Source organism: Limnobaculum eriocheiris (assembly GCF_021010575.1).
Classification (GTDB): domain Bacteria; phylum Pseudomonadota; class Gammaproteobacteria; order Enterobacterales; family Enterobacteriaceae; genus Limnobaculum; species Limnobaculum eriocheiris.
Genome location: NZ_JAJNAG010000004.1, coordinates 17,338 through 43,444 on the forward strand (window position 1 = coordinate 17,338; position 26,107 = coordinate 43,444).

Here is a 26,107-nt window from a genome sequence, read left to right on the forward strand (position 1 = left end):
ACCGATTCAAATATTGAACCAGTTTGGTTATCCCTGTTTATGCTATTACTGAACGCTGTTGTCGATTTGAATCATAATATCAACCCGGCGATTAGCGCGGTTGCAGAGGTTACGTTCGTTGTTTGGCATGTCAGTGCAGTCAACCGTGAGGTTGCTATCGCCCTGACCGTCGGTGAACAATATTGTTGGCGAGACGCCGTAGGAGATCAGAATTTGCTTAACGGTTTCGGCACGTTGTAGTGACAGTTTTCGGTTGAATACGGAGTTACCAACCGGGTCAGCATGGCCTACTACGTTTATACGAGAACCAGCTGGCAATTTGTTAATGTTATTTGCTATCTTTTGCACAATTTCCACGCCGCCCACTTCGATATCCGATACTTTTTTACCGGCGAACCTGAACAGAGCATTTCCTAATGGCGTACCCTCGACATAATCACATGCACGTACTGTGGATGCACGATTGATAACCGTACCATTTTTATAACTGAACAGTTTACTTTCAGCCTGAGCACGAGTAACGGCAATTGGTGTTCCTATACTCGGCACGCGACTGGTTTCTATAAAATAGGTTTTACCCCCATTTAAACGAGCTAATGATCCGGGTGTTCTTTTACCGCTGTAACCTGGCGCATCATCCATATAGGATTCAATGACATGTTTGCCAGGCTCCACACAGAACACGGTGAATTCACCGTCTTTTAATGCACCCTGAAACTCACGATCCACATAAACGTTAGAAACACCTACACCTGCATCACCAGATGAGCGGTAAAACACCACCTGAGCCAAACTTTCACTCACTCTGGATACTGACACATACTGACTACCTGTATGTGTCAGCACTACTGGAGCCGCTGGTGTTTCCCCCCCCTTCAGTTGAACTGATATCCATTACATCATTCACTGGTACGTTAGTGGCGGCTACATTGAAAGTTAGTAAAGCAGGAACCAGTCCCATCATAGAAGTACGCAATAGCGTTGTCAGCTTATTCACTTCAGACCTCTTGTTTTCCCTAAACATATTTACTCCCGGTTTATTCAGTTATTGGTAAATTAAGCAGTGTTCCGAAAGGACTGCCTTACGGCAGTCCTTCGGTTAAACCATTACAGAATGACCGGATTCACCGTATTCTCGACCAGCACCTCGACTCCTGAGGTGCCCATGGTCCAGACGTTATAAGTGTTTCCTTGATACTGGTAATTGCTTTGCGACATGGTCCACTGACCGTCAGCACCTTCTAACTGCAGGATGCTACCGGCTTCGCCGTTAACCACAATCGCTTTATTGCCACTGTTAATTGCCAATTCTTCTGAGCCCAGGCGCAGGACATCCTCCAACGATACGTTCATGGTGTTATGACCATTACCCATATCGAAGATCTCTATTGAGTTCAGCTTGTCTTTCAATGCACTCAGGTCGAATAGATCGCCTTTGGTATCCAGAACCAGAGTATCGATACCCGCGTCGCCTGAAATTGAGGAAAAGTCTGTAGAGATAACCTTGATAGTGTCATTACCGTCACCACCTTTGACCTGATCATCTTTACTGATGCCAATAAAGGTGTCATTGCCCAGACCACCCAACAGAATGTCTTCCTGTTCAGTACCGAACATGATGTCGTTACCGGCAGTAAACATTTGCGTAATAGCCTGGAATTCGCTGGTTGTAGCGGACATTTTTACAGTACTACCGTTATCCACTTCTAATTGATGGTTAGCCAGCAATGTCACCAGATCGGTCTGTACACCTTTCAATGTGAGTAGTAATTCGAAGCCGTAAGCGCTGCCATTACCGTCACGGTCAATATAAATCAGAGTATCGCTACCAGAGACTTCTACTTTCAGATAATTCGCGATGGTTTCACCCACCTCCATCGTCGCCACACCGTTGATCCACTTGGCTCCACCACCGAAGGTGTAGCCAGTCAGCATTTCACTAACGTCGATACGGTCAGCATTTGGCGTCGCTTCCCTGGCCCCCAGCGCAAAGCCGTTCACCACATCGCTACCGTTACCACCGCGGTTATCACCTGTTGAACCTGACTGTGGTTTGTACAACAGAGTGTCGCGACCACCATTAACCAAATTGAAAGTATCGTTACCCGCACGACCTTCGAACACGTTATCACCTTTGTCATCAGTGAAGGTGTCGTTACCGGCGCCGCCGGCAATACCCTCAATGTTTTTCATGGTGATAGTGTTCCAGCCGGTGTACTGAGAACCCTTGTTCATCATATTGATGGTCAGGTTAGTATTGCCCGCCAGCTTAAAGTCAACGATATCCATACCACCAGTCTCTGTCCAGGTCTGATAGCTAGACATTTCAGTAGTACCACCGCCGCCTTCATAGACTTTGGTTCCCTGAGTCGCGATAAAGGTATCGTTATAGCCGGTTCCCACCACGCCGGAACCAATGGTATTGGCAGAGTTAGAACCAGATTCAGCAGTCAGGATCAGTGCTTCGTTAGCTGCACCGGCCTTTATGTTGCCCCAGCCCAAATTGACATTTTCAATAGTGTTAGTACCCACCTGACTTACGCTGCCCACATCCTGCGAAGCACCATTCACGTTGCGTAACAGCACAACACTATAGGTTTCGTTTGGATTCAGGCCGTAGAAGTCCACCACGCTGGTACTGTCATTGACTTGGTTACCGGACTGAAGATTGATGACTTGAGTTGCGACGACTTTACCAGTGGAGTCTATCAACTGTACGGTATTACCATAGAAGATAGTCACGCCCTGTTCATCCACGATACGCAAATGCAAACTGGTTCCGTCGGCTATCACCGTATTGTTTTTTACATAAGTTGTCTGACCTTTCGAAGTAAAGACCAACAGGTCTTTCGCTCCATCGTAATCCAAATCGACACTCAACATACCGGTGACAGGATTATTAGTAACGACACCCGCAGCAGAGATTGAACCTTTAAAGTTCAAACGGTTGGCCGAGTCTAAACCAAACTCAGTACTGCCGCTCTTTGTCTGCAAATAAGTAGTACTGAAGTTCACCGAACTACCGCTGGTGGTGTTGGTATACAGGTTAATGGAGCCGCCAATATTAACGTCGTTTAAGTTATTGTAACCAATCATCGGTGCTTCAATGACATCCATCTTGCCATCGCCGTTCCAGTCAACTGCAACCGAAGCACCACCCAGCATATTATCGTTAAACTGATAATAACCAGAACCTACAGCCGAACCGATACCATCATTGTTCGGGTCGACCATGTTCAGCTTACCGGCTCCATCGTTAAAGTAAATTCGGCTATTTCTGGCATCAGCGACGTTATACCCCCCCGCATTACTACCCTGGAATAGGTCCATATAACCATCGCCGTTATAATCAGCCCAGGTCATAGAAGCGGCATTCGCTACGCTTGGATCACTCCAATAATTGAAAAATAAACCTTCGATTATTTGTGTAGTATTAACTTTGCCATCACCGCTATTAGTCGCAACGACGAGTCTATAAGAGTTAGTACTGTTTACCGTATTACTACCATCTGCTGATCCAACTTTGCTAGAGCCGGCTTCACCGTGGAACACGATATCCACCGCTCCGTCGTTATTTAAATCGATACCGGAGAGTGATTTACCAAAAGTACTATTGTTAGTATTTTTCCCACCGTTAGCTGTGGAATTGGTATACCACGTGTCTTTAGCAAAAACCCCTCCCTCATTCATAACAATTTGAGAGTTCGTGCCTGCAACAGCATTAGCATCATCTGGAGTTTGATCGCCTACCAGGAAATCAACATAACCATCGCCTTTCAGGTCGATGGCAGCAACACCACCGTACCAGCTATAGGTGTTAGCTAATCCGTCCATTTGCTTGGCGGTATAAGTGCCGTCGCCATTATTAATAAACATTTGCTGACCGTTAGAGTAACGACTGTCCACACCCAGGATGTCCATATGACCATCACGGTTGAAGTCAACGAACGTGGCATTCTGCACCATGTTCATATTGTCATTACCATAACCTGCCCCGCCGGTGTTTGGCGTCAGTATCGTTTTATTAAACTGACCAATGGTACTGTTACTGGTTGCATTACTATCAAGTACCACTTGGTTACTAAAGATCTGCCAGCCACCTTTGTTGTTCATACCAAAAGTAGTCGCTTTATTGTTACCATCAGTGCCACCCGCATCAATAATAACTTCTGGTGTAGGTGCAATGGTCAATTCATTAGCGGTTTTATCCGTAGTACCACCTAATGAGCTAACAATGCGTACGTCAACATCATAGGTTCTGTTTGCTGTCAGTGCATCACTGTCAGGGATCTGTACATACCAGGTCAGGTTGACAGTATCGACAACCACCGCACCGGTTAAGGAGCTATAGGTCTTACCGTTAACGGTGACTGTCATGTGCGAACCCAACTCTAGCGTGTATGGGATACGCCCACTAATGATTGGCGTAGTATCCAGTGTGGTATCACTGTTAATTTCCACAATGCTCGTCATGGCAAAATCAGCCGACGGCGTACTAATAGTGCCGACTTTATTCGTTACTGCTGCAACATAGTTATGTGTATTACCACCCACTAACGATCCTGGTGGAATATCAAACTGCCAGCGGGTGTTATCCAACATAGTGGCTTCGCCCAGTGCAGTCAGTACGCCATTAGTCCCTTTTTCGTAGATTACTACTTTGTCATTAGCACCCAATGTGCCAGTAATGAAACCGTTTAATCTTGGTATGCTGTCATCCGTGTAAGAACCGGACGGCAGATTACCTGTGATTGGGCCTACGTCATCGGTCATGTTACTGATAGTGGCTGTTGCCGTTGGTATGGTGGTATCGATAAGCAGTCCAAACTCTGGCGTTGGCACAGTTTTGTTTCCTGCTGCATCCATTTCAACCACAGTGAACTTGTAGTTACCATCCGCTAAGGCATTTGCCAGCTCGTGAGACCATTCACGGTTAACATCTACCGTGGTGCGGCCCACTTCACGCGTTATGCCACTTCCATCAGTTGCATAGATGATAACTGTATTGCCTACTTCATTAGCCGTACCCTTGAACTCTGGACGACTATCGTCGGTGCCACTACCAGAAACCAGATTTCCAGTGATATTACCCACGTTATCAAGCACATTAAGCAGTTTTAGATTCTCACCTGCCGGCCCCTGAGTATCGATATTCAGCGTAAAGTCAGATGTTGGGTTACTCTTATTACCTGCAATATCAGAAGCAATAACATAGTAGTCATGTCGACCATCTGCCTGTGATGGTAACTCATAGCTCCACTTGCCCTGCTCGTTAACCAATACACTACCCAATACTTTGTCATTTTCATCATAGATAGTGACAATGCTGCCTTTCTCAGCGGTACCGCTCAAGGTTGGCGTATTATCGTCAGTGTAATCACCGGTTTTCAGGTCGCCAGTAATATCGCCAGCATTATCCAGAGCTTTATCAATAGTTGGCGCACTTGGCGCAACATTATCAATAGTAAAGGAAAATTCCGGACTCATTGGTGTTACATTGCCTGACAGATCTTTCGCTGTCACCGTGACGGTGTGCGTACCCTGCCCCAGATCCGTAGTTGGAGTAAAGCTCCAGCTACCATCAGCTTTCACTGTTGTCGTACCTTGATTTACACCATCAATATAAACAGTAATTATGCTACCTGGCTTACTGCTGGTACCCACAATTTCTGGGCGTAGGTCATCAGTAATACCATTCGCCTGAATATTGCCAGTAACTGCACCAACATCATCAATCAGTTTCTCAATAGCAACGCTCAACGTGCTGGTATCAATGATAATATTGACTACGGAACTCGGATCGCCCACGTTACCGGCTTTGTCAGTAACAGTCGTAGTGAATTTATAATTACCATCCGGCAAGTCAGTATTTGGTGTAAATGACCAAGTTCCACCTGCACTCACAGTAGTAGAACCAATCGCTACGCCATTGTTATAAATGGTGACAGTACTACCCGCCTCAGCTTTTCCACTGAAAGTTGGTGTCGCATCATCAGTAGTATCACCATGTTTAAGTTCGCCTTGATAAGCACCGGCATTATCAGTAATTATCAGGCTTTCTACTGGACTTGGTACTTTAGTGTCCACTTCCAGTACAAACACATCGCTTGGATCACTGACCTGACCGATTGGTGAAGTAGCAGTAAAAGTAATGTTGTGTGTGCCATCTTTCAGTGCCGTTGGTGACTCAAAACTCCACTTACCACTACTATCCGCAGTTGTACTACCCAGTAACGTTGAACCGTCATACACTCTGATAACACAATCAGCCGATGCAGAGCCCACAAATGTTGGTTTAGTATCATCCGTAACATCACCACTCTTCAGCTCACCAGTCACAATACCCACATCATCAATAACTTTTTCTAATGTAGGAACAACGGCTGGCGTACCATCTAAAGTCACGGTGTAGGAGTTACTTGGTCCAACTTCGTTACCGACCGGATCTCGCTCTTTAGCAGTAAATTTATTACTGCCTTCTGCCAGTGTATTTACTGGGCGCAAGCTCCAGGTACCATTACTTTGAACCGTGGTCGTACCCAACAACACATTAGCCCCTGACTCATGGGAAACATAAACATAGATAGTATTCCCTGCAGTACCTGTGCCATTGATGGTTGGACGACTATCATCAGTAAAGCTACCATCTTTCACATTACCAGTGACTGCCCCCACCTGATCGTCCACTCCAGTAATCTTCAACGCATCTGGATCCGGACCGGTAAAGTCCATATTCAGCACAAAATCAGCCGACGACAGACTGGTGTTACCCGCTTTATCCGTGGAGGTCACATGGAACTTATGCTCCCCTTCCACCAACGGTGAGGTTGGGGTAAAGGTCCACTGGCCGGTGGTGTCATCCGCCACCACCGAACCTAACAGCGTATCGCCGTCGTACACCTTAACCGTACTGCCCTTCTCCGCCTTGCCCGTCAGGGTTGGCGTCGGATCGTCGGTCGCACCGCCATTATTCAGGTTACCCTGAACGGTCCCCACGTCGTCCTTCGCCGACTCAATGGTTGGCTGAGTTGGCGTTACCGTATCGATAGTAAACTCAAACGCCGAACTCGGTTCGGTGGTGTTACCGGACAGATCGGTGGCCGTGACGGTAATGCTGTGCTTGCCCTGGCCCAGATCGGAAGGCGGCGTGAAGCTCCAGCTCTTGTCCGCATTCACGGTGGTGGAGCCCAGCAGGGTGGCACCGTCGTACACCTTGATGATGCTGCCCGGCTTACCGGTACCCACGATTTCCGGACGCGTATCATCGGTCACGCCATTTGGTGAGATATTGCCGGTAATCTCACCGACGTTATCCACCACTTTATCCAGGCTGACCTCCTGACCGGAGGTATCCACCTTGATGTTCACCACCGGCGTGGCGGCGCCGGTGTTACCCGCCTTATCCGTCACCGTGGTGGTAAACTTGTAATCGCCGTCCGGCAGTGATGAACTTGGGGTAAAGCTCCAGCTGCCGTCCGCAGCCACTTTGGCTGTCCCCAGCAGGTTACCGTCGCTGTAGATGGAGACCGTACTGCCCGCTTCCGCCTTGCCGCTGAAGGTCGGGGTGGCATCATCAGTCACATCGCCGTCTTTCAGCGCCCCCTGCTTGCTGCCCACGTTATCGCTGATCAATAGGTTTTCCGCTGCACTTGGTGCAGCAGTATCAATTTCAAAATTCCAGTTACCTGTCGGTTCACTAACCTGACCTACCGGGCTGGTAGCCGTTACGGTAATATTGTATTTACCGTCAGCCAATGCAGTATTCGGCGTAAACGTCCAGTTACCTTTGCTATCTACCTGAGCAGAACCAATCACGGTATTATTGTTGTAGATAGTCACAATACCATTAGCCACCGCGGTACCGCTGATGGTTGGTTTGTTGTCATCGGTCACCTCACCTTTTTGCAGTGCGCCAGTGATGGTGCCTACATTGTCTTCTACCATTTCAATCACCGGAGGTAGAGGTCTGGAGTTATCGATAACAATCGCGTACGGTGCGCTTGGATCGGTGGTATTACCTACCGGATCCATTTCCACTGCGGTAAACTCATTAGCGCCTTTCGCCAGTGGTGAAGCTGGTTGCAGGCTCCACTTACCATTTCCATCAACTGTTGCACGGCCGATTTCACGCTCGCCGGAACCGTCTTTCACATAAACGATAATGGTGTCGCCCGCGGTACCGGTACCGCTGATGGTTGGACGGGTATCATCGGTGGTTTCACCTGCTTTCACGTTCCCGGTATAGGCACCGACCCGATCGTCTACGCCAGTAATGGACAGGCTATTGCTGTTCGGACCGGTATAGTCGGTGGTCAACAGGAAGTCGGCCGAAGGTTGACTGACGTTACCCGCTGCATCGGTAGCAGTCACATGGAACTTGTGCCCACCTTCGCTGATTGGAGTAGATGGCGTAAAGCCCCACTCGCCGGTGATGCTGTTTGCTGTCACCGAACCCAGTACTTTACTTCCATCATAGATAGTAACCAGACTGCCTTTCTCTGCCGTACCTTTCAGCGTTGGCGTGGAGTCATCGGTCATGCTGCCGCTGGCTAACGAACCTTGTTTGCTGCCCACGTCATCAAAGGCAGAATCGATGGTTGGCATATTTGGTGCGGTGGTATCAATAGTGAAGTCAAACGCCGCCGTTGGTCCGGTCAGGTTGCCCGCTTTATCGGTCATAGTGACCGTAATGCTGTGAGCACCTTCTTTCAGATCGGTGGATGGCGTGAAGCTCCAGCTACCGTTGGCTTTAACCGTAGTTTCACCCAGCAGGGTTGAACCGTCGTAGACCTTGATGGTTGCCCCTGGCTTACCCTGACCGGTGATTTCCGGTTTGGTATCGTCAGTCGCGCCATTGGCAGAGATATTGCCAGTAACGGTACCTACATCGTCGATTAACGCAACAATGCTGACCGGATGAGTAGATGTATCAACCGTCAATGTCAGGCCCGGACCGTCCGGATTAATGTTACCCGCTTTGTCAGTAACGGTAGTGGTAAAGTTGTACACACCATCAGCCAGTGCTGAATCCGGGGTAAATGTCCACTTACCTTCGCCGTCGACCTTCGCGGTACCCAGCACTTTACCATCCGCATAGATAGTGACGGTGCTGCCCGCTTCTGCTTTACCACTGAAGGTCAGCGTGTTGTCATCCGTGGTATCACCATCTTTCAGTGGTCCCTGATAATCGCCAACGTTGTCTTTCACCGTCAGATTTTGCACAGACTCAGGGGCTTTGCTATCCACTTCAAAGTTGAAGATACCGGTCTTATCACTGGTTTGCCCTACAGGACTGGTGGCTGTCGCAGTAATGTTGTGCTTGCCGTCTGCCAGTGCGGTATCCGGAGTAAATGTCCAGACGCCTTTGCTATCAGCCGTTGCCGTACCTAACAGAGTGGCACCATCGTAAATACGGATGGTGTAGCCCGCTTCGGCGGTACCGGTGATGGTTGGTTTGTTGTCATCTGTCACATCACCTTTCTGCAATGGACCGACCACATCACCCACATTATCCAGTACGTTCACAATCACCGGCTCACTTGGACGAGAAACGTCCAGTGTCACGGTGTACTGATTACTTGGGTCAGTTTTGTTGCCTGCAGGATCCATTTCAACCGCAGTAAACTGATTGCTACCCGGCAGTAATGGGGTTTCTGGTTGAATGCTCCACTTACCGTCAGAACCGACAGTACCGCGACCAATTTCATGGTTGCCGGTGCCATCATTCACATACAGAATAATAGTATCGCCAGCGGTACCGGTACCACTGATAACCGGACGGCTGTCATCGGTAGCACCACCATTGGTGATATTACCGGTGATTTCACCGTAGTTATCCATCACGCCGGAAATAGACAAATTAGCTGAATTTGGTGCTGTAGTATCTACAATAAACTCAAAACCATCAGAAGGCTCACTGGTATTACCCGCTTCATCAGTTTCAGTCACAATAATATTGTGACTACCTTCTCCCAATTCGGTTTCTGGTGTATAGCTCCATGCGCCATTTTCATCAACGATAACGGTACCAATAACTTTGTCACCATCTTTAATAGTAATGGTGTTACCCGGTTCACCTTCTCCAGTAAAGGTTGGTGTCGTATCATCAGTTGCACCGCCAGGCTTGATTGGGCCAGTAATTCCCCCGGCGTTATCAGTTACACTACCTAAATCAGGTTTGGATGGCGGCGTGGTATCTACGACAAAATCAATCGATTCAGATGGCTCACTGCTGTTACCGGCTTCGTCGGTTTCAGTGATCACTATACTGTGGTTACCTTCACCCAGTTCTTCCTCTGGCGTGAAAGTCCAGTTACCATTTTCATCAACAACAGCAGTACCAATCACTTCACCGTTATCGGTGATGGTGATGGTGCTGCCCGGTTCACCTTTACCGTTAAATTCCGGTTTGGTTTCGTCAGTTTTGTCACCTGGATTGATCGGGCCGGTTTTATCACCAGTGTTATCGATAACACTACCTACGTCTGGCTTTGCTGGCGAAATAGTATCGATAATAAAGTCACGAGAATCTGATGGAGCGCTGACGTTACCAACTTTATCCTCTTGAATATAAGTAATGCTGTGATTGCCATCAGATAAATCAGAGTCTGGCGTAAAGCTCCAGGTACCATCATCCCCTACGATAACGCGACCAATCTCTTTGCCGCCACTACGGCTTGTACTATCACTATTATCATAAATAATAATTGTGTTACCGGCCTCCCCCCAGCCTTTAAATTCAGGTCTGGTGTCATCGGTGACATCACCATTATTAATAAGTCCGGTCTTTCCCCCCACATCATCATAGGCTTCAAGGCGCGGTGGTTTATCTGGCGCACTCGTATCAATGTCAAAATCGAAAGTTGGAGAAGTCACGCTGGTATTTCCAGCTTTATCCGTTTCCGTGATGGTAATCTGGTAATGACCATCGACCAGATCGTTTGTTGGCATCCAGCTCCAGGTTCCATCATCACGAATAGTCGTTTTACCCGCTTCTTTACCATCAATGAAAATAGTGATTGTACTACCCACCTCCCCCTTACCCGTAAATTCAGGGCGAGCATCATCCGTCGTTGCACCGTTAGCAATGACGCCAGTAGACCCACCTACGTCATCCAAGACCTCAAACAGAGGTTTGTTGGGTGCTACGGTATCTACAATAAAAGTAAAATCATCAGATTGGCTACTGGTCTGCCCCTCAGTATTAGTCTGGGTGATCGTAATAGTGTGGGAACCGTCAGTTAATGCGGTTTCTGGCATGAAACTCCAGTTACCATCAGATCCAACAACAACAGAACCAATTACAGTGCCATTATCATAGATAGTAATGATATTTCCGGCTTCACCGGCACCATAAATGATTGGTTTAGTTTCATCAGTCGTTGAGCCATATGTAATTGAACCGGTCACATCACCGGTCATATCTGTTGCGCCACTTAACTCTGGTTCTGAAGCAGGTTGTGGTGATGGCGTTGATTTATCATCTTTGTTATGTTCATAAATGGCATTACCAATAACACCACCGAGAACAGCCGCTCCCAGAAACCAGGGCCACAAAGCTAGCAAGCCAAAATCATTGGTTTCCGTATTTTCAAACAAATAGGCTCCATCACCCATTGGCATTCCGCCAAGAGCAACCGGGGCAAAGCTACCATCATTAAACAGGTAACCATCACCTAAACCTGAACCGTCCGTGATTACATAAGCATAAACCTGACCATCTTCTGCCATACCTAACAGCGGGGCGTTATCGCCAGATACATAGTAATCTTCAATAACAATAGCGGGAGAGGTATCACCTTCCAGAATCACATACAGATCATCCCCGTTACGTTGAAGCGTCACATTCTCTGGAGCAAAATTGTCACTCGAATTCTTAAGAAGGTATTTTGTGTTTGGCTGAATTTTTATTTTGACTGGTTTTTCTGAACTCAGAAGAACAATCTGAGAAGTACCACTTCCTGAATTAACCAATAGGCTGGCATTCGTATTCATAGTCGAATAACTCCTTGTATCTTTAATTTCCCCTATGGGATATCCCGCTAGGTATATATAGTTTTATGCTTAACTTAACTCTTCTTTAAAGAGGGATGTAACGCCTAACCTTTTTCGCTATATCCCGCACTAAAAATTCTCAAAACCCGCATTTTTTCGCGCTCATGCATCTTAGTCATTTCCCCATCATTTAGCGCACAATCAAACTCAAAAAAACAACCTTTTTGAATAATCAAAAAAACATCAAATATACAATTAAAGCATTAAGAATACTCTTTAAAAATAATCATAATTTATTGTTTTTTATAAAAAATAAATAAATCGTTGGAAAAAAATCATCAAAATCACATTTAAATCTTCATGAAACACATAAAAAACACGTTAAATAATTAAACAAAAAATTATTAGCAACAAAGGCAATGTAAAGACATTTTCCTGCCACATTGTAAAGTAGTCTTGTTTATTTTTGCCATCAAAATATTTAATAGTGATTATTATTTGAAATAATAATTATCATTGAATATTGAGTTAAATATAAAAAAATAATTCAAATGAGTTATTAAAAAAACAAATGCAACCCGTTTAACTTAAAAAATAGTCAGATTTACTTTTATATAACCGACAAATTCTACAGCTATGAAAATCACTACTGGCAGGAACTACTCATAATTAATTAGAAGCAGTTTAGCGACAAAGATCGCAATTAGAATAATTAATTCGCAGATGAGACGAGAAGGTAAATATATTGCAGAGTAAAGAAAAAAATTATTTTCTAAAATTCAGCATCCAAACTATTTACTGCGAGAAAACTTACTATCAATTTGATTTAGAATAAAAAATTGAATGGTTGGATAGTCACAAAATATCTCAGCTATAGTGATCATAACAGCACAAATTATCGGAACATCTTCAGTTTGAGGGATAAACGATCATCACCTTTACAGTAAATGGTTTAAGAATGACAAAAAAAACCCGCGAATAATGAAATCCGCGGGTTTTTATTTATTCAATAATCAACTATCAGCAGTAACCATAACCCATCAGACGTTGATAACGGCGATCCTGTAAAGATTCTGTATCCAGCTCATCCAGTTCAGATAAGTCGGACAGCAATTTAGCCTTCAGCGATGCAGCCATTGCTTCCGGATTACGGTGTGCGCCACCTAAAGGCTCTGGTACCACAGCATCAATCAAGCCCAACTCTTTCAGACGCGAGGCGATAATACCCATAGCTTCAGCCGCCAGAGGTGCTTTATCTGCGCTCTTCCACAGAATAGAGGCACAGCCTTCCGGTGAAATAACCGAATAGGTGCTGTATTGCAGCATATTCACTTTATCACCAACACCGATAGCCAATGCACCACCGGAACCGCCTTCACCGATAACGGTACAAATGACCGGCACTTTCAGGCGAGACATTTCACGTAAGTTACGGGCAATCGCTTCTGACTGACCGCGTTCTTCTGCACCTACGCCCGGATAAGCGCCCGGAGTATCAATAAAAGTGATAATTGGCAGCTTGAAACGCTCGGCCATTTCCATCAGGCGCAATGCTTTGCGATACCCTTCCGGTGCCGGCATACCGAAGTTACGGCGAATTTTTTCTTTGGTTTCACGGCCTTTCTGATGACCAATGATCATCACCGGACGACCGTCCAGACGCGCTATACCACCAACGATAGCTTTGTCGTCGGCATAAGCACGGTCGCCTGCTAACTCATCAAAGTCGGTAAAAATATGCTGAATATAATCCAGGGTATAAGGCCTGCGTGGGTGGCGGGCAAGTTGTGCAATCTGCCAAGCTCCAAGTTCAGAGAAAATTTTATTAGTCAGTTCAAGGCTTTTCTCATGCAGACGCTTAACCTCTTCATCAAGGTTAATATCCAATTTTTCGTCTTGAAGACTGATTGCCTTCAGCGAATCAATTTTCGCTTCCAACTCAGCAATCGGTTGTTCAAAATCCAGAAAATTCAGACTCATAGCATTCCTATTTTAGTCAAATTCCAATTCTACCTGAGCATTACCCACAAGCGTTCTCAGATCTATCAGCAAACGTTCGGTTGGCGTTATCCGCCATGCTGTACCAAATTTAAGCCGCGCCCGGGCATCTTCCCGTTGGTAATACAGATGTACTGGAATCGTCCCCGATCGATGGGGTTCCAGCGATTCACGAAGACGGTTTAAAAGCTGGTCATCAATTTGCCTGTCCATCAACGAGATGGCAAGCCCGCGAGCGTATTTTTCCCGCGCTTCACTGATGTCCATTAATTCGCGGACCATCATTTTAAGCCCGCCGCTAAAATCATCAAAGCTGACCTGTCCGGTCGCTATCAGGATTCGATCTTTTTCCAGCAAATGCTGGTACTTTTCAAGTGCCTCAGAGAATAGCATGACTTCAAGGCGACCGGAACGATCATCCAACGTACAAATACCAATTCTGTTACCACGCTTGGTGGTCATCACTCTGGCAGCTACCACTAAACCAACGGCAACAATGGTTTTACCACGTTCTGTCGGATGCATATCTTTCAGACGAATGCCGCCAGTATAGCGTTCTAACTCTTTCAAATATTGCGTGATAGGGTGCCCGGTAAGATAGAGGCCTAACGTGTCACGTTCACCATCTAATATTACCTGTTCAGGCCATGGTGCCACATTAGCATAGGCTTTCTCAACATGCTCGGGTTCTTCTGCTAACACACCAAACATATCGGCCTGCCCCAACGCCTCCGCTTTGGCATGCTGGTCTGCGGCCTTCATCGCCTCACCCAAAGAGTGCATCAGCGCTGCGCGGTGTGGCCCCAATCGGTCAAATGCACCCGCCATTATCAGCTTTTCCAGCACCCGCTTATTCAAGCGCTTGGTGTCAGAACGGGCACACAGGTCAAACAACTCTTTAAAGTAGCCGCCCTGATTCCGTGCTTCAATTATAGCTTCTATTGGACCTTCGCCTACGCCTTTAATTGCACCAATACCGTAAACTATTTCACCATCATCATTAACATGGAAATGGTACAGACCACTATTGATATCCGGCGGCAGCACCTTTAGGCCCATACGCAGGCATTCATCCACCAAACCCACCACCTTCTCGGTGTTATCCATATCGGCAGTCATTACCGCCGCCATAAATTCAGCCGGATAGTGAGCCTTCAACCACAGTGTCTGATAAGAAACCAGCGCATAAGCCGCGGAGTGAGATTTGTTAAAACCATAACCGGCGAACTTTTCTACCAGGTCAAAGATTTTCATCGACAGCTCGCCGTCAATGCCCATCCGCTCTGCGCCCTCTTTAAATACCGAACGCTGTTTGGCCATCTCCTCCGGTTTTTTCTTACCCATTGCACGACGCAGCATATCCGCGCCACCCAGGGTATAACCCGCCAGCACCTGAGCAATCTGCATAACCTGTTCCTGATACAGGATAATGCCATAAGTTGGCTCAAGTACCGGTTTCAGAGATTCGTGCTGCCACTGAATATCAGGATAGGAAATCGCTTCACGCCCGTGCTTACGGTCAATAAAGTTATCTACCATGCCCGACTGCAATGGCCCCGGACGGAACAGCGCTACCAGAGCGATCATATCTTCAAAGCAGTCGGGTTTCAGGCGCTTAATCAGGTCTTTCATGCCGCGGGATTCAAGCTGGAATACCGCGGTAGTTTCTGACCGTTGCAGCATGTCGAAACTTTTTTGGTCAGCCAGTGGAATAGCGCTGATATCAATAGGTTCCTGACCCGCTTTGGCCCGACGCGCATTAATCATGCCCAACGCCCAGTCAATAATGGTCAGGGTACGCAGCCCCAGGAAGTCAAACTTCACCAGACCCGCATATTCCACATCGTTTTTATCAAACTGAGTAACCGGGAATTGCCCTTCCGCATCGCAGTATAGCGGTGCGAAATCGGTGATTTTGGTTGGAGAAATAACAACACCACCGGCATGTTTACCGGCGTTACGGGTTACACCCTCCAACTGGCGCGCCATATCGATTAGCGCTTTAACTTCTTCATCTGCTTCGTACAGTTCAGGTAATTGTGGCTCTGCAGCAAACGCTTTTTCCAGCGTCATGCCCGGGTCCATCGGAATCAGTTTTGATATACGATCGACAAAGCCATAAGGATGCCCCAATACCCTGCCTACATCGCGAATAACCGCTTTTGCCGCCATGGTACCGAAGGTAATAATTTGTGATACCGCATCCCGTCCATACATTTCAGAAACGTGGTCAATCACCCGATCTCGTTTCTCCATACAGAAGTCAACGTCGAAGTCAGGCATAGAGACCCGCTCCGGGTTAAGGAAGCGTTCGAACAGCAGGTCAAATTCCAGCGGATCCAGATCGGTGATTCCCAACGCATAGGCCACTAAAGAACCCGCACCAGAACCTCGCCCCGGTCCAACAGGCACATCGTTATCTTTGGACCACTGGATAAACTCCATCACGATCAGGAAGTAACCGGGGAATCCCATCTGGTTAATCACCTGTAGCTCAATATCCAGACGCTCATCATATTCAGGGCGTCGCTCCGCTCTGATAGCGGGATCGGGATATAAAAACGCCAGGCGTTTTTCCAGCCCCTCTTTAGAGCGGGCAACCAGGAAATCCTCGGTGGTCATCTCACCGGTTGGGAACTGCGGCAGGAAATACTCACCTAAACGGATTGTCACGTTACAGCGTTTAGCAATCTCAACGCTATTTATCAACGCTTCGGGTAGATCGGAGAAGAGTTCACACATCTCCTCTTCACTGCGCAGATATTGCTGAGCACTGTATTTCTTCGGTCGTTTAGGGTCGTCCAGCGTAAAGCCATCATGAATGGCTACCCGAATTTCATGGGCATCAAAATCAGAGACATCAATGAATTTAACATCGTTCGTGGCAACAACCGGAATGCCCTCCCGGGTAGCCAGCTCAACAGCGGCGTGAAGATAAACCTCTTCTTCATCTCGTTCGGTTCGGACCAACTCCAGATAGTAGTTATCCGGGAAGTGAGTGCGATAAAACTGTAAGCATTCATCAACCAGATGTTGATTACCACGTAACAGCGACTGCCCCACATCACCAAAACGCGCACCGGAAAGCAGAATCAGACCATTTTTATATTCAACCAGCCAGTCACGATCGATAACCGGACCACCCTGAACATAGCCCCGCTGATACGCTTTAGAAATCAACATAGTCAGGTTCTGATAGCCTTCGTTATTGGCTGCCAGAACGGTGAGTTCCGTTAACTCATCGCCTAAGGTTTCACTTTGTACCCGAAAATCAGCACCGATAATGGGTTTAATACCGACCCCATGTGCAGAACCATAAAACTTCACCAGCCCACACAGGTTAGTAAAGTCGGTAATTGCCATCGCGGGCATACCCAGGGTCGCCACCTTTTTCACCAACGGGCCCACTTTGGCTAATCCATCAATCATGGAAAAGTCACTGTGAATACGAAGATGAATAAAACGAGGTTCAGCCATATCAAATACCAGCTATCAGATTACAAACATTATCAGGATACATCAGAAAAATCATAGCAGACTTATTCCAGCCCTAAAGCACGTCTGACCGGCGCAAAGCTGCGACGATAATCTTCTGTCGCACCATGTTCCGCTAACTTCTCCAGATGCAGGGCTGTAGGATACCCTTTATGTTGAGCAAATCCATACTGTGGAAAACGTAAATTCAGCTCGGTCATTTCACGGTCGCGGGTCACTTTAGCCAGTATGGATGCCGCACTGATTTCAGCTACCCGACTATCTCCCTTAACCACCGCCAGTGAAGACATGGGTAACTTAGGGCAACGGTTGCCGTCAATCAGCACAAAGTCGGGCTGAATATGCAGACCAGATACCGCACGTTGCATGGCTAACATAGTCGCATGCAGAATATTCAGTTGGTCGATCTCTTCTGGCTCCGCGCGCCCCAGACTCCAGCTCAACGCTTTATCTTTAATCTCGTCATACAAGGAGAGACGTTTTTTTTCGCTGAGTTTTTTTGAGTCAGCTAAACCGACAATCGGATTAGCCGGATCGAGAATGACAGCGGCAGTAACAACGGCACCCACTAATGGCCCGCGCCCAACCTCATCAACACCGGCAATTCGGTTTGCCACAGGATAAACAAAAGGATCGGTTATAATACTTTTTGCCATCGCAATTATTGCTCCTTGCCGTCAACCTGAGCAGGAAGATAACCCGCCAGTTCTAAAACCGCCTGCGCCGCCTGACGATCTGCATCGCAACGAATACTCTGATGCAATTCAGTGAAAGTCTGCTTCAGAGCCCGGGTATGGTCATTATTATTATTCAGTAAAGGCGTCAGTGATGCTGCCAGCTTCTCTGGCGTACAGTCATCTTGTAATAGTTCGGTAACTAATTCCCTGCCCGCCAACAGATTTGGCAGCGACACATAAGGCGTTTTAATCAGGCGTTTCGCCAACCAGAAAGTGAAAGGCTTCATGCGGTAACCAACCACCATTGGGCATTTGGCCAACATGCATTCCAGCGCAGCAGTACCTGAAGCCAGTAAGGCTGCATCACTGGCAACCATAGCGCTACGCGCCTGACCATCCAGTAATCTCACATTCAGATCGGGGGCCACTTCAGATTTAATTCGCTCAAATTGTTCACGCCGTTTGGCATTCACCAACGGCACCAACACTTCTAATTCAGGATATGTTTCTCTCAGCAGCATAGCGGTCTTCAGAAAATCAGCGCTGAGCATTTCCACTTCTGCATTACGACTACCCGGTAATAGGGCCAGACAGTGGACATTATCCGCAATACCCAGTTGTTCTCTGGCTGCATGGCGATCGGGAACCAGCGGCATCGCATCCGCCATGGTGTGGCCAATAAATCGACAGGGAACCTGATAGCGATCGTAGAAAGCTTTTTCAAACGGCAGAAAAGCCAGCACCAGATTCGTCGATCGACCGATTTTAAATACCCTATTCTGACGCCATGCCCATACTGATGGGCTGACATAGTGAATAGTTTTGATACCGCGCTGTTTTAAGCGGCCCTCAAGGGTGATATTAAAATCAGGCGCATCGATACCCACAAATACATCAGGCTTTAGCTCACTAAAACGCTGAGTCAACACTTTGCGGATTTTCAACAACCGGGGCAGGCGCTCCAGAACCTCTACCACGCCCATGACCGCCAGCTCTTCCATTTCAAACCAGGCTTCACAGCCTTCAGCTTGCATTAAGGGACCAGCTACGCCAACAAAGCGTGCATCGGGGTATTGGGATTTTAGAGCGCGAATCAGACCAGCACCAAGAATATCGCCGGAGGTTTCCCCGGCGACTAATCCAATGGTAAGAGGACGCGATGACATGATTTATCGAATGATGCCGCGTGTAGAGCGGCTAAAGAAATCAACAAACAGCTGAACCGCAGGCTGTTGTTTCGCCAGCTCTTCAATTTCTGGTTTCACTTCATCCAGCGTTTTACCACTACGATAAAGTAACTTATAGGCATTACGAATGGCATGCAGTGCATCTTTTTCAAAACCACGACGCTTCAGGCCTTCAATATTGACGCCAAACGGCGTGGCATGGTTACCCTGAGCGATAACGTAAGGAGGAACATCCTGAGCGACGCCAGAACAACCACCCACCATAACGTGAGCACCAATCACACAGAACTGGTGAATAGCCGTCATGCCACCAATAATAGCAAAGTCATCAATCTCAACGTGCCCTGCCAGAGTCGCATTATTCGCCAGAATACAGCGGTTACCAATTTGGCAATCGTGGGCGACGTGGGCATTGATCATTAACAGGTTATCACTACCGATTTTGGTTAAACCACCGCCTTGTACGGTACCCCGATGGATAGTCACGCTTTCACGGATACGGTTACGGTCACCAATCTCTACACGGGTAGGTTCACCGGCATATTTCAGATCCTGGTTTACTTCACCAACGGAAGTAAACTGATAAATCTGATTATCTGCACCAATCTTTGTGACGCCATTAACCACAACATGAGACTTGAGTACGGTGCCCGGCCCAATTTCAACCTGAGAACCAACCCAACAAAACGGGCCAATGTGAACATTAGCTCCGATGACCGCACCCTCTTCAACAATAGAAGTTGGGTGAATAAAGACGGTGTTATCAATCACAGTATTAAGACTCCCGACGACGAGCGCACATCATGTCAGCTTCACAAGCGATTTCGCCATCAACTTTAGCTACACCACGGAAACGTGCTACACCACGACGCTCTTTAATAAATTCAACCTCAAGGACCAACTGATCCCCGGGTAAAACAGGACGCTTAAAGCGAGCATTATCAACAGCGGCAAAATAGTAAAGCTCCCCTGGCTCTAAACGACCAAGGCTCTTAAACGCCAAAATGCCTGTTGCCTGGGCCATGGCTTCCAGAATAAGTACGCCCGGAAAAATCGGCTTACCGGGGAAGTGCCCCTGGAAGAAAGGTTCGTTTACAGAGACGTTCTTAATCGCTCTTAAAAATTTACCTTTATCAAAATCTAATACCCGGTCCACGAGCAAGAATGGATAACGATGAGGTAGTAAACTCAGTATCTCTTCAATATCCAGAGTACGATTGTCAGTAGTCAAAATGCTCATCCTGTCTTCAAAACTAAACTGATTGTATCAACAACACGGCCTGCTTTTAGTCTTGGGGACTATAAAACAGGCCGCGAATAAAATTATAAAAATTAATGGGATAACGACTGTTTTCTTAAACTTATATCAGCTATTTTCCATCAACTTTCCGTTCAACGGCTTTCAGGCGTTTACTCATGTCGTTAATATTTAACACCAGAGCCGCTGTCTTGCGCCACTCTTTATTGCTCTGAAGCGGAATCCCGGAAGAGTAAATCCCCGGTTCAGTGATGGGTCGCATCACCATTCCCATTCCGGTAACAACGGCCTTATCACATATTTCCATATGACCATTAATAACGCTGGCACCACCAATCTGGCAGTATTTGCCAATAGTCAGACTGCCCGCCATAATCACGCCGCCGGCGACTGCCGTATTGTCGCCAATTATCACGTTATGCGCAATCTGGCATTGGTTATCAATGATCACACCATTGCCAATAATCGTATCATCCAGCGCGCCACGATCGATAGTCGTGCAGGCACCAATTTCAACGTTATCACCAATTCTGACCGTCCCTAACTGAGGGATCTTAATCCAGTTTCCACGTTCATTCGCATAGCCAAAGCCATCTGCACCAATGACGGTTCCGGATTGAACTAAACCTCCTGAACCAATAACCACTTCATGATAAATAGTGACATTAGCCCATAAACGAGTACCTGTGCCTATACGTGCGTTTTTACCGATAAAACATCCGGCACCAATCACAACGTTATCACCCAGTACCGCCCCGCTTTCAATGACGGCATTTGCACCAATGGAAACCTTCTGCCCCAATGTAGCACTTTCAGCAATCACCGCAGTTGGCGCAATATCCCGGGCAGGAGAAGGGGTAGTATCCAGTAACTGAGCCATACGTGCGTAGCTGAGGTAAGGATTCTTCACAACTAACGCAGTCAAATGTGAACAGAAAGGAAGGTTTTCTTCGCTCAGCACCACTGCACTAGCCTCACAGGTCAAAAGCTGTTCCTGATAACGGCTATTAGACAGAAAAGTAATCTGTCCTTTTTTGGCAGATGTCATTGATGCAACACCGGTGATGACGATATCGCCATCACCGTGTATTTCTGCCCCCAAATGTTCTGCTAAATCAGCTAAACGAATGGAGTGCATAACTTATTTTACCTGCGCTAAAACTTTTTCAGTAATGTCGCTATCAGCATTTACATAGAATGCAGCATCTGCTTTAACAACAACTGAATAACCATCTTTTTCAGCAACAGTTTTCACTGCGTCCTGAACTTTAGCAACCAGTTTGTTCATTTCTTCAGCTTCACGACGACGGCTGTCCTGAGTAAAGGCAGCAGCTTTTTGCTGGAATGCCTTAATATCATTTTCCAGCTTGGTACGGTCGGCAGGCTTCATTGAACCACCGCTGGTTTGCAGTTTTTTCACTTTATCCTGAGCTGCTTTTTCTTCAGTTTGCAGCGCTGTAGCACGAGATTTGAACTCGCTTTCCAGCTTCTTAGCTACTGCATCACGCTCTGGCATCTTTTGTAAAATGCTCATCACGTCAACAACGGCAACTTTATCGGCCGCCTGAACGCCCGCTGAAGCAACCATAGCTAAACCTAAACCTGCAGCACATAACCACTTTTTCAATTTGAACTCCTTACTATAATTGCTATCGAGTTGAACTCGTTGTTTGTTACTACTTAACTCAGAACGATTACCAGGTGGTACCAATGTTGAACTGGAACTGTTCTGACCTATCTCCCTCATACTTCTCCAGTGGGTTAGCATAGGAGAACACGAGTGGACCCAGCGGAGACATCCACTGTAACGCCACACCTGCAGAAGTACGGATATTGCCTGCGTCACTATAATCAGGAATGCCTGCGGCTCTTGTTGCGTCGGTATTTTTCCAGTTGGTATCCCAAACGGTACCGGCATCAAAGAACACAGAGGTACGCAGAGAGTTAGCATATTTATCGTCAACAAACGGCGTTGGGAAAATAAACTCTACGCTGGCAACGCCCATTGCGTTACCACCAACGGCATCACTGTCACGCTCTAAATAGCAGCCTGCGCTGGTATTTGGCGTTGAGCAGCCGCGAATATAAACCGCTTTAGGACCGATGTTATTAGAGCGGAAGCCACGGACGGTGCTTGAACCACCCGCATAGAAGTTGTCATAGAATGGCATTTCTTTACCACCAATACCGTCACCGTAACCAGCACGTAAACGACCTAACAACACCCACTTATCATTGCTATCAATCGGATAGTAAGTCGCGCTGTCAAAGGTAACTTTATAGTACTCGTTATCAGAACCCGGAATAGTCACTTTACCATTCACACCAGCACGAGTACCGGACGTTGGGAAGTAACCACGGTTCAGGCTGTTATAACTCCAACCTGTTGTAAAGAAGAAATCGTTAGCTTTGTAATCCGCATCGCTGTTCAGGCTTGGGTTTTCACCTACTGACTCCAGATAGCGCCACATACCAATTTGCGGCTGCATATCCGTCAGATCGTTATGTATATAATCCAGACCGAAGCGTAATGAGTTATTCTCATTAATCGGGAAGCCTAATGTAGTGCCAAGACCATAGCTGCTCTTACTATAGTCAGACAGGTCAGCATTATCAGCGTTAAATTGATCGTAGAAAATCCGCCCGCCTAAGCTCACACCATCTACGGTAAAGTAAGGCTCGGTTACCGACAGTTCAACATAGGTACGGTAATCGTTTTTAGTGCCGTTGATACCAACGCTCTTACCAGTACCCATCCAGTTATCTTGCTGTAAACCAACCTGGAAGCTCACGCCACTTTCTGTGCCATAGCCCACACCAAAGTTGAACGTACCGGTGTTACGCTCTTTCACCTTGTACACCACATCAACCTGATCTGGCATGCCCGGAACGCGTTCGGTTTCCACATCAACCGTTTCAAAGTAGCCTAAACGATTTAAACGTTCTTTGCCTTGCTCAACCTGGTCATTACCTAACCATGAACCTTCCATCTGACGCATTTCGCGGCGCAGTACGGAATCTTTACTCACGTCATTTCCTTCAAAACGGATACGACGCACGTAGAAGCGGTTACCGGCATCTACACTGATGTGCAATTTAACGGTTTGAGCCTTATCGTCAATTTCAGGCTGGGTAGCTACCCGCGGGTAAGCATAGCCATAACGACCTAACATTTTCTTAATGCTATCTTCAACCTGGGTCACTTTACTGCCGTTATACAAGTCGCCTGGGTTAACTTTCGCCAGTTCTTCAACTTCTGCACCACGACCTGCCAGATTGCCTTTCACTTCAACCCCTGAAAGTTTGTACTGCTTACCTTCAGTCACATTGATAGTGATATAAATGCTCTTTTTATCCGGCGTCAGGCTAACGTTCGTGGAGTCTATATTGAAACGGGCATAGCCGCGATCCAGATAGAAACTACGTAACGCTTCAAGGTCACCCGATAATTTTTGTTTTTGATAATTGCGGTCGCCAATAAAGTTCCACCAAGGCACTTCATCGCGCAATTGGAAACGGCTAACCAGCTCTTCCGTGGAGAAAGCGTTGTTGCCGACAATATTGATTTGCTGAATGGTTGCTGATGCACCTTCAGTAAAGACTAATTTCAAGTCTACGCGGTTACGCGGTAATGGAGTGACAACGGCTTTCACTGAAGCGCTGTATTTACCTACGCTATAGTAAAAATCCTCCAGCCCTTTCTCCATTGAACTCAGGGTGGTTCTGTCCAGTGCTTCGCCAACCCGAACACCGGAAGATTCCATGTTCTGTTTAAGCATGTCGTCCTTCACCGATTTATTACCGGAGAAGGTGATGCTTGCAATAGTTGGACGTTCTTTCACCTGAACAATCAAGGTACTGCCATCACGCAGTACTCGCACATCCTCAAAGTTACCGGAAGCGAATAAGGCTCGGATAGTGTTCCCGATGTCATTATCGTCGATAGTGTCACCAACACGGACAGGCATATTTAACAATGCAGCCCCTGTAGCAACGCGTTGTAATCCTTCGAATCGAATGTCTTTTACGACAAACCCGTCGGCACCGTATGCGGTGGCGCTGCCAAACAGCAGCGACGCTAGAAGCAACTTTTTCATCGCCATCGTTATAATCTGTTAACCCTAACCAAATTCTCTAGCCGTAAAAGCGTGAGAAGTCATTGAAAAGTGCAAGTCCCATCAACAGTACCAATAAGATTGCCCCAACACGATAACTGTAGTCCTGAACTCTTTCAGATACCGGTTTACCTGTTATCTTTTCTATTGCTAAAAACACAAGATGCCCCCCGTCTAACACAGGCAGAGGAAACAGATTGATTATGCCTAAGTTAACGCTGATAAGCGCTAAAAACATTAGATAATAAACCAAACCATATCCTGCTGATACTCCAGCGCCCTGGGCTATCGATATCGGGCCACTCAAGTTTTTTAACTGCACGTCACCCGTTATCAATTTACCCAGCATTTTGACTGTTAATTTAGTCAATTGCCATGTTTTATCGCTAGCCTGATAAATAGCGGTAAACACACTGTACTGACGAGTAATCTTATACTCATCCGGCAGTGGTATCACCTTCGGCGATATTCCGGCGAAGCCTTTAATGGCTCCATCTCCGGATGTCTTCGCTTCTGGCGTCAGAACTAAAGAGTGGCTCTCGCCATTTCTTTCTATTACTAACTCTATAGGAACACCCGGGCTTTGACTGACCAGCCTGACAAAATCAGCCCAAGGTCCAAAATCTTTACCGTTGATCTTAACCAGTCTGTCACCCGGCTGTAAACCCGCCTTTTCTGATGCAGACCCCGGTTGGACAACGTCCAGCACCGGTTCTATTTGGGGAAGTTTAAGTATAAAACCTAAGCTTCTGATAGGGTCCTGCTTCTCCGGATCAAACTTCCAACCGGTAAGATTCACCGTTTTGGTCTGGTCCAGAGAAGTACCGAATGGTGCAACGGTTAGCTCCATTTGGCTTTCGCCTATTTGGCCAACCAACGCCAGGCGAACGGAATCCCAATCAGGCGTTTCGATACCATTAACGGCTTTTAGTTCCATTCCCGCAGAAATATTTGCTTGCGCAGCAATAGATTGCGGCTCGATTTCACCAATTACCGGGCGTAAACTGGGCACACCAATAATAAACACCAGCCAGTAAGCAAACACAGCAAACAAAAAGTTGGCTATCGGCCCGGCGGCAATGATCGCAGCGCGTTGACATACGGTTTTATTATTAAATGCCTGATTGCGGTACTGAGGTTCAACCTCTTCTGCCCGCTCGTCCAGCATCTTTACATAACCACCAAGCGGAATCATCGCGACAACATATTCAGTGCCGCGCTTATCCGTTCGTCGCCATATCGCTTTACCAAAACCGATAGAGAAACGGATAACTTTTACTCCACAGCGGCGTGCGACCCAAAAGTGGCCAAACTCATGTACTGTCACTAAAATGCCCAGTGCGACAATAAACGCAGCTACGGTTCCAACAATATTCATAGGCG

14 protein-coding genes and 1 pseudogene are annotated in these 26,107 nt (G+C 46.9%); 1 reads left to right on the forward strand and 14 read right to left on the reverse strand.

The window, feature by feature from the left end:
• Window positions 1–45: 45 nt before the first annotated feature.
• The 3 genes from LPW36_RS03270 to LPW36_RS03280 all read right to left on the reverse strand — a co-directional run bounded on the left by LPW36_RS03270 (window position 46) and on the right by LPW36_RS03280 (window position 10,470).
• The gene (locus LPW36_RS03270) at window positions 46–819 is read right to left on the reverse strand and encodes an OmpA family protein (RefSeq protein ID WP_230608046.1); all 774 of its coding nucleotides are present in this window, start codon (window positions 817–819) and stop codon (window positions 46–48) included.
• Between the two features lie 7 nt (window positions 820–826).
• Complete coding sequence (locus LPW36_RS03275; protein ID WP_230608047.1) at window positions 827–997, reverse strand: hypothetical protein; 171 nt, start codon at window positions 995–997, stop codon at window positions 827–829.
• Window positions 998–1,107: 110 nt separating this feature from the next.
• Entirely contained in the window at window positions 1,108–10,470 is a 9,363-nt protein-coding gene (locus tag LPW36_RS03280; RefSeq protein ID WP_420844712.1) for an Ig-like domain-containing protein, read from the reverse strand.
• Here LPW36_RS03280 and LPW36_RS17930 point away from each other — a divergent pair.
• Complete coding sequence (locus LPW36_RS17930; protein WP_420844713.1) at window positions 10,436–10,567, forward strand: hypothetical protein; 132 nt, start codon at window positions 10,436–10,438, stop codon at window positions 10,565–10,567. The two genes, LPW36_RS03280 and LPW36_RS17930, sit on opposite strands and share 35 nt — an antisense overlap.
• On the opposite strand, the pseudogene LPW36_RS17935 reads toward LPW36_RS17930, so the two are convergent.
• From LPW36_RS17935 to rseP, 11 genes and pseudogenes are all read right to left on the reverse strand, one after another.
• Window positions 10,516–11,994: pseudogene (locus LPW36_RS17935) on the reverse strand (Ig-like domain-containing protein); the annotation flags it as partial. The gene LPW36_RS17930 and the pseudogene LPW36_RS17935 overlap by 52 nt on opposite strands.
• A gap of 1,020 nt (window positions 11,995–13,014) precedes the next feature.
• Window positions 13,015–13,974: an acetyl-CoA carboxylase carboxyl transferase subunit alpha gene (gene accA / locus LPW36_RS03285; protein ID WP_230608049.1), complete on the reverse strand. Its 960-nt coding sequence runs from the start codon at window positions 13,972–13,974 to the stop codon at window positions 13,015–13,017.
• Window positions 13,975–13,986: 12 nt separating this feature from the next.
• Complete coding sequence (gene dnaE, locus LPW36_RS03290; RefSeq protein ID WP_230608050.1) at window positions 13,987–17,469, reverse strand: DNA polymerase III subunit alpha; 3,483 nt, start codon at window positions 17,467–17,469, stop codon at window positions 13,987–13,989.
• A gap of 62 nt (window positions 17,470–17,531) precedes the next feature.
• Window positions 17,532–18,143 (reverse strand): ribonuclease HII, encoded by a 612-nt coding sequence (gene rnhB, locus LPW36_RS03295; protein WP_230608051.1) that lies wholly within the window; start codon window positions 18,141–18,143, stop codon window positions 17,532–17,534.
• A 5-nt stretch (window positions 18,144–18,148) separates the two neighbouring features.
• Window positions 18,149–19,330, reverse strand: coding sequence for a lipid-A-disaccharide synthase (gene lpxB / locus LPW36_RS03300; RefSeq protein ID WP_230608052.1), 1,182 nt, complete (start codon window positions 19,328–19,330; stop codon window positions 18,149–18,151).
• Between the two features lie 3 nt (window positions 19,331–19,333).
• A complete protein-coding gene (gene lpxA / locus LPW36_RS03305; protein ID WP_230608054.1) occupies window positions 19,334–20,122 on the reverse strand; it encodes an acyl-ACP--UDP-N-acetylglucosamine O-acyltransferase in 789 nt (262 codons plus the stop codon).
• Between the two features lie 4 nt (window positions 20,123–20,126).
• On the reverse strand, window positions 20,127–20,582 hold the full coding sequence (gene fabZ, locus LPW36_RS03310; RefSeq protein WP_108902140.1) for a 3-hydroxyacyl-ACP dehydratase FabZ: 456 nt from the start codon (window positions 20,580–20,582) through the stop codon (window positions 20,127–20,129).
• Between the two features lie 139 nt (window positions 20,583–20,721).
• Window positions 20,722–21,747: a UDP-3-O-(3-hydroxymyristoyl)glucosamine N-acyltransferase gene (lpxD, locus tag LPW36_RS03315; protein ID WP_230608056.1), complete on the reverse strand. Its 1,026-nt coding sequence runs from the start codon at window positions 21,745–21,747 to the stop codon at window positions 20,722–20,724.
• Between the two features lie 3 nt (window positions 21,748–21,750).
• Window positions 21,751–22,236 carry an OmpH family outer membrane protein gene (locus LPW36_RS03320; RefSeq protein WP_230608057.1) on the reverse strand — a complete coding sequence of 162 codons (486 nt, stop codon included), beginning with the start codon at window positions 22,234–22,236 and terminating at the stop codon, window positions 21,751–21,753.
• A 67-nt stretch (window positions 22,237–22,303) separates the two neighbouring features.
• Window positions 22,304–24,712: an outer membrane protein assembly factor BamA gene (bamA, locus tag LPW36_RS03325; RefSeq protein ID WP_230608058.1), complete on the reverse strand. Its 2,409-nt coding sequence runs from the start codon at window positions 24,710–24,712 to the stop codon at window positions 22,304–22,306.
• A gap of 31 nt (window positions 24,713–24,743) precedes the next feature.
• Complete coding sequence (rseP, locus tag LPW36_RS03330; protein WP_230608059.1) at window positions 24,744–26,102, reverse strand: sigma E protease regulator RseP; 1,359 nt, start codon at window positions 26,100–26,102, stop codon at window positions 24,744–24,746.
• Between the last annotated feature and the right edge of the window lie 5 nt (window positions 26,103–26,107).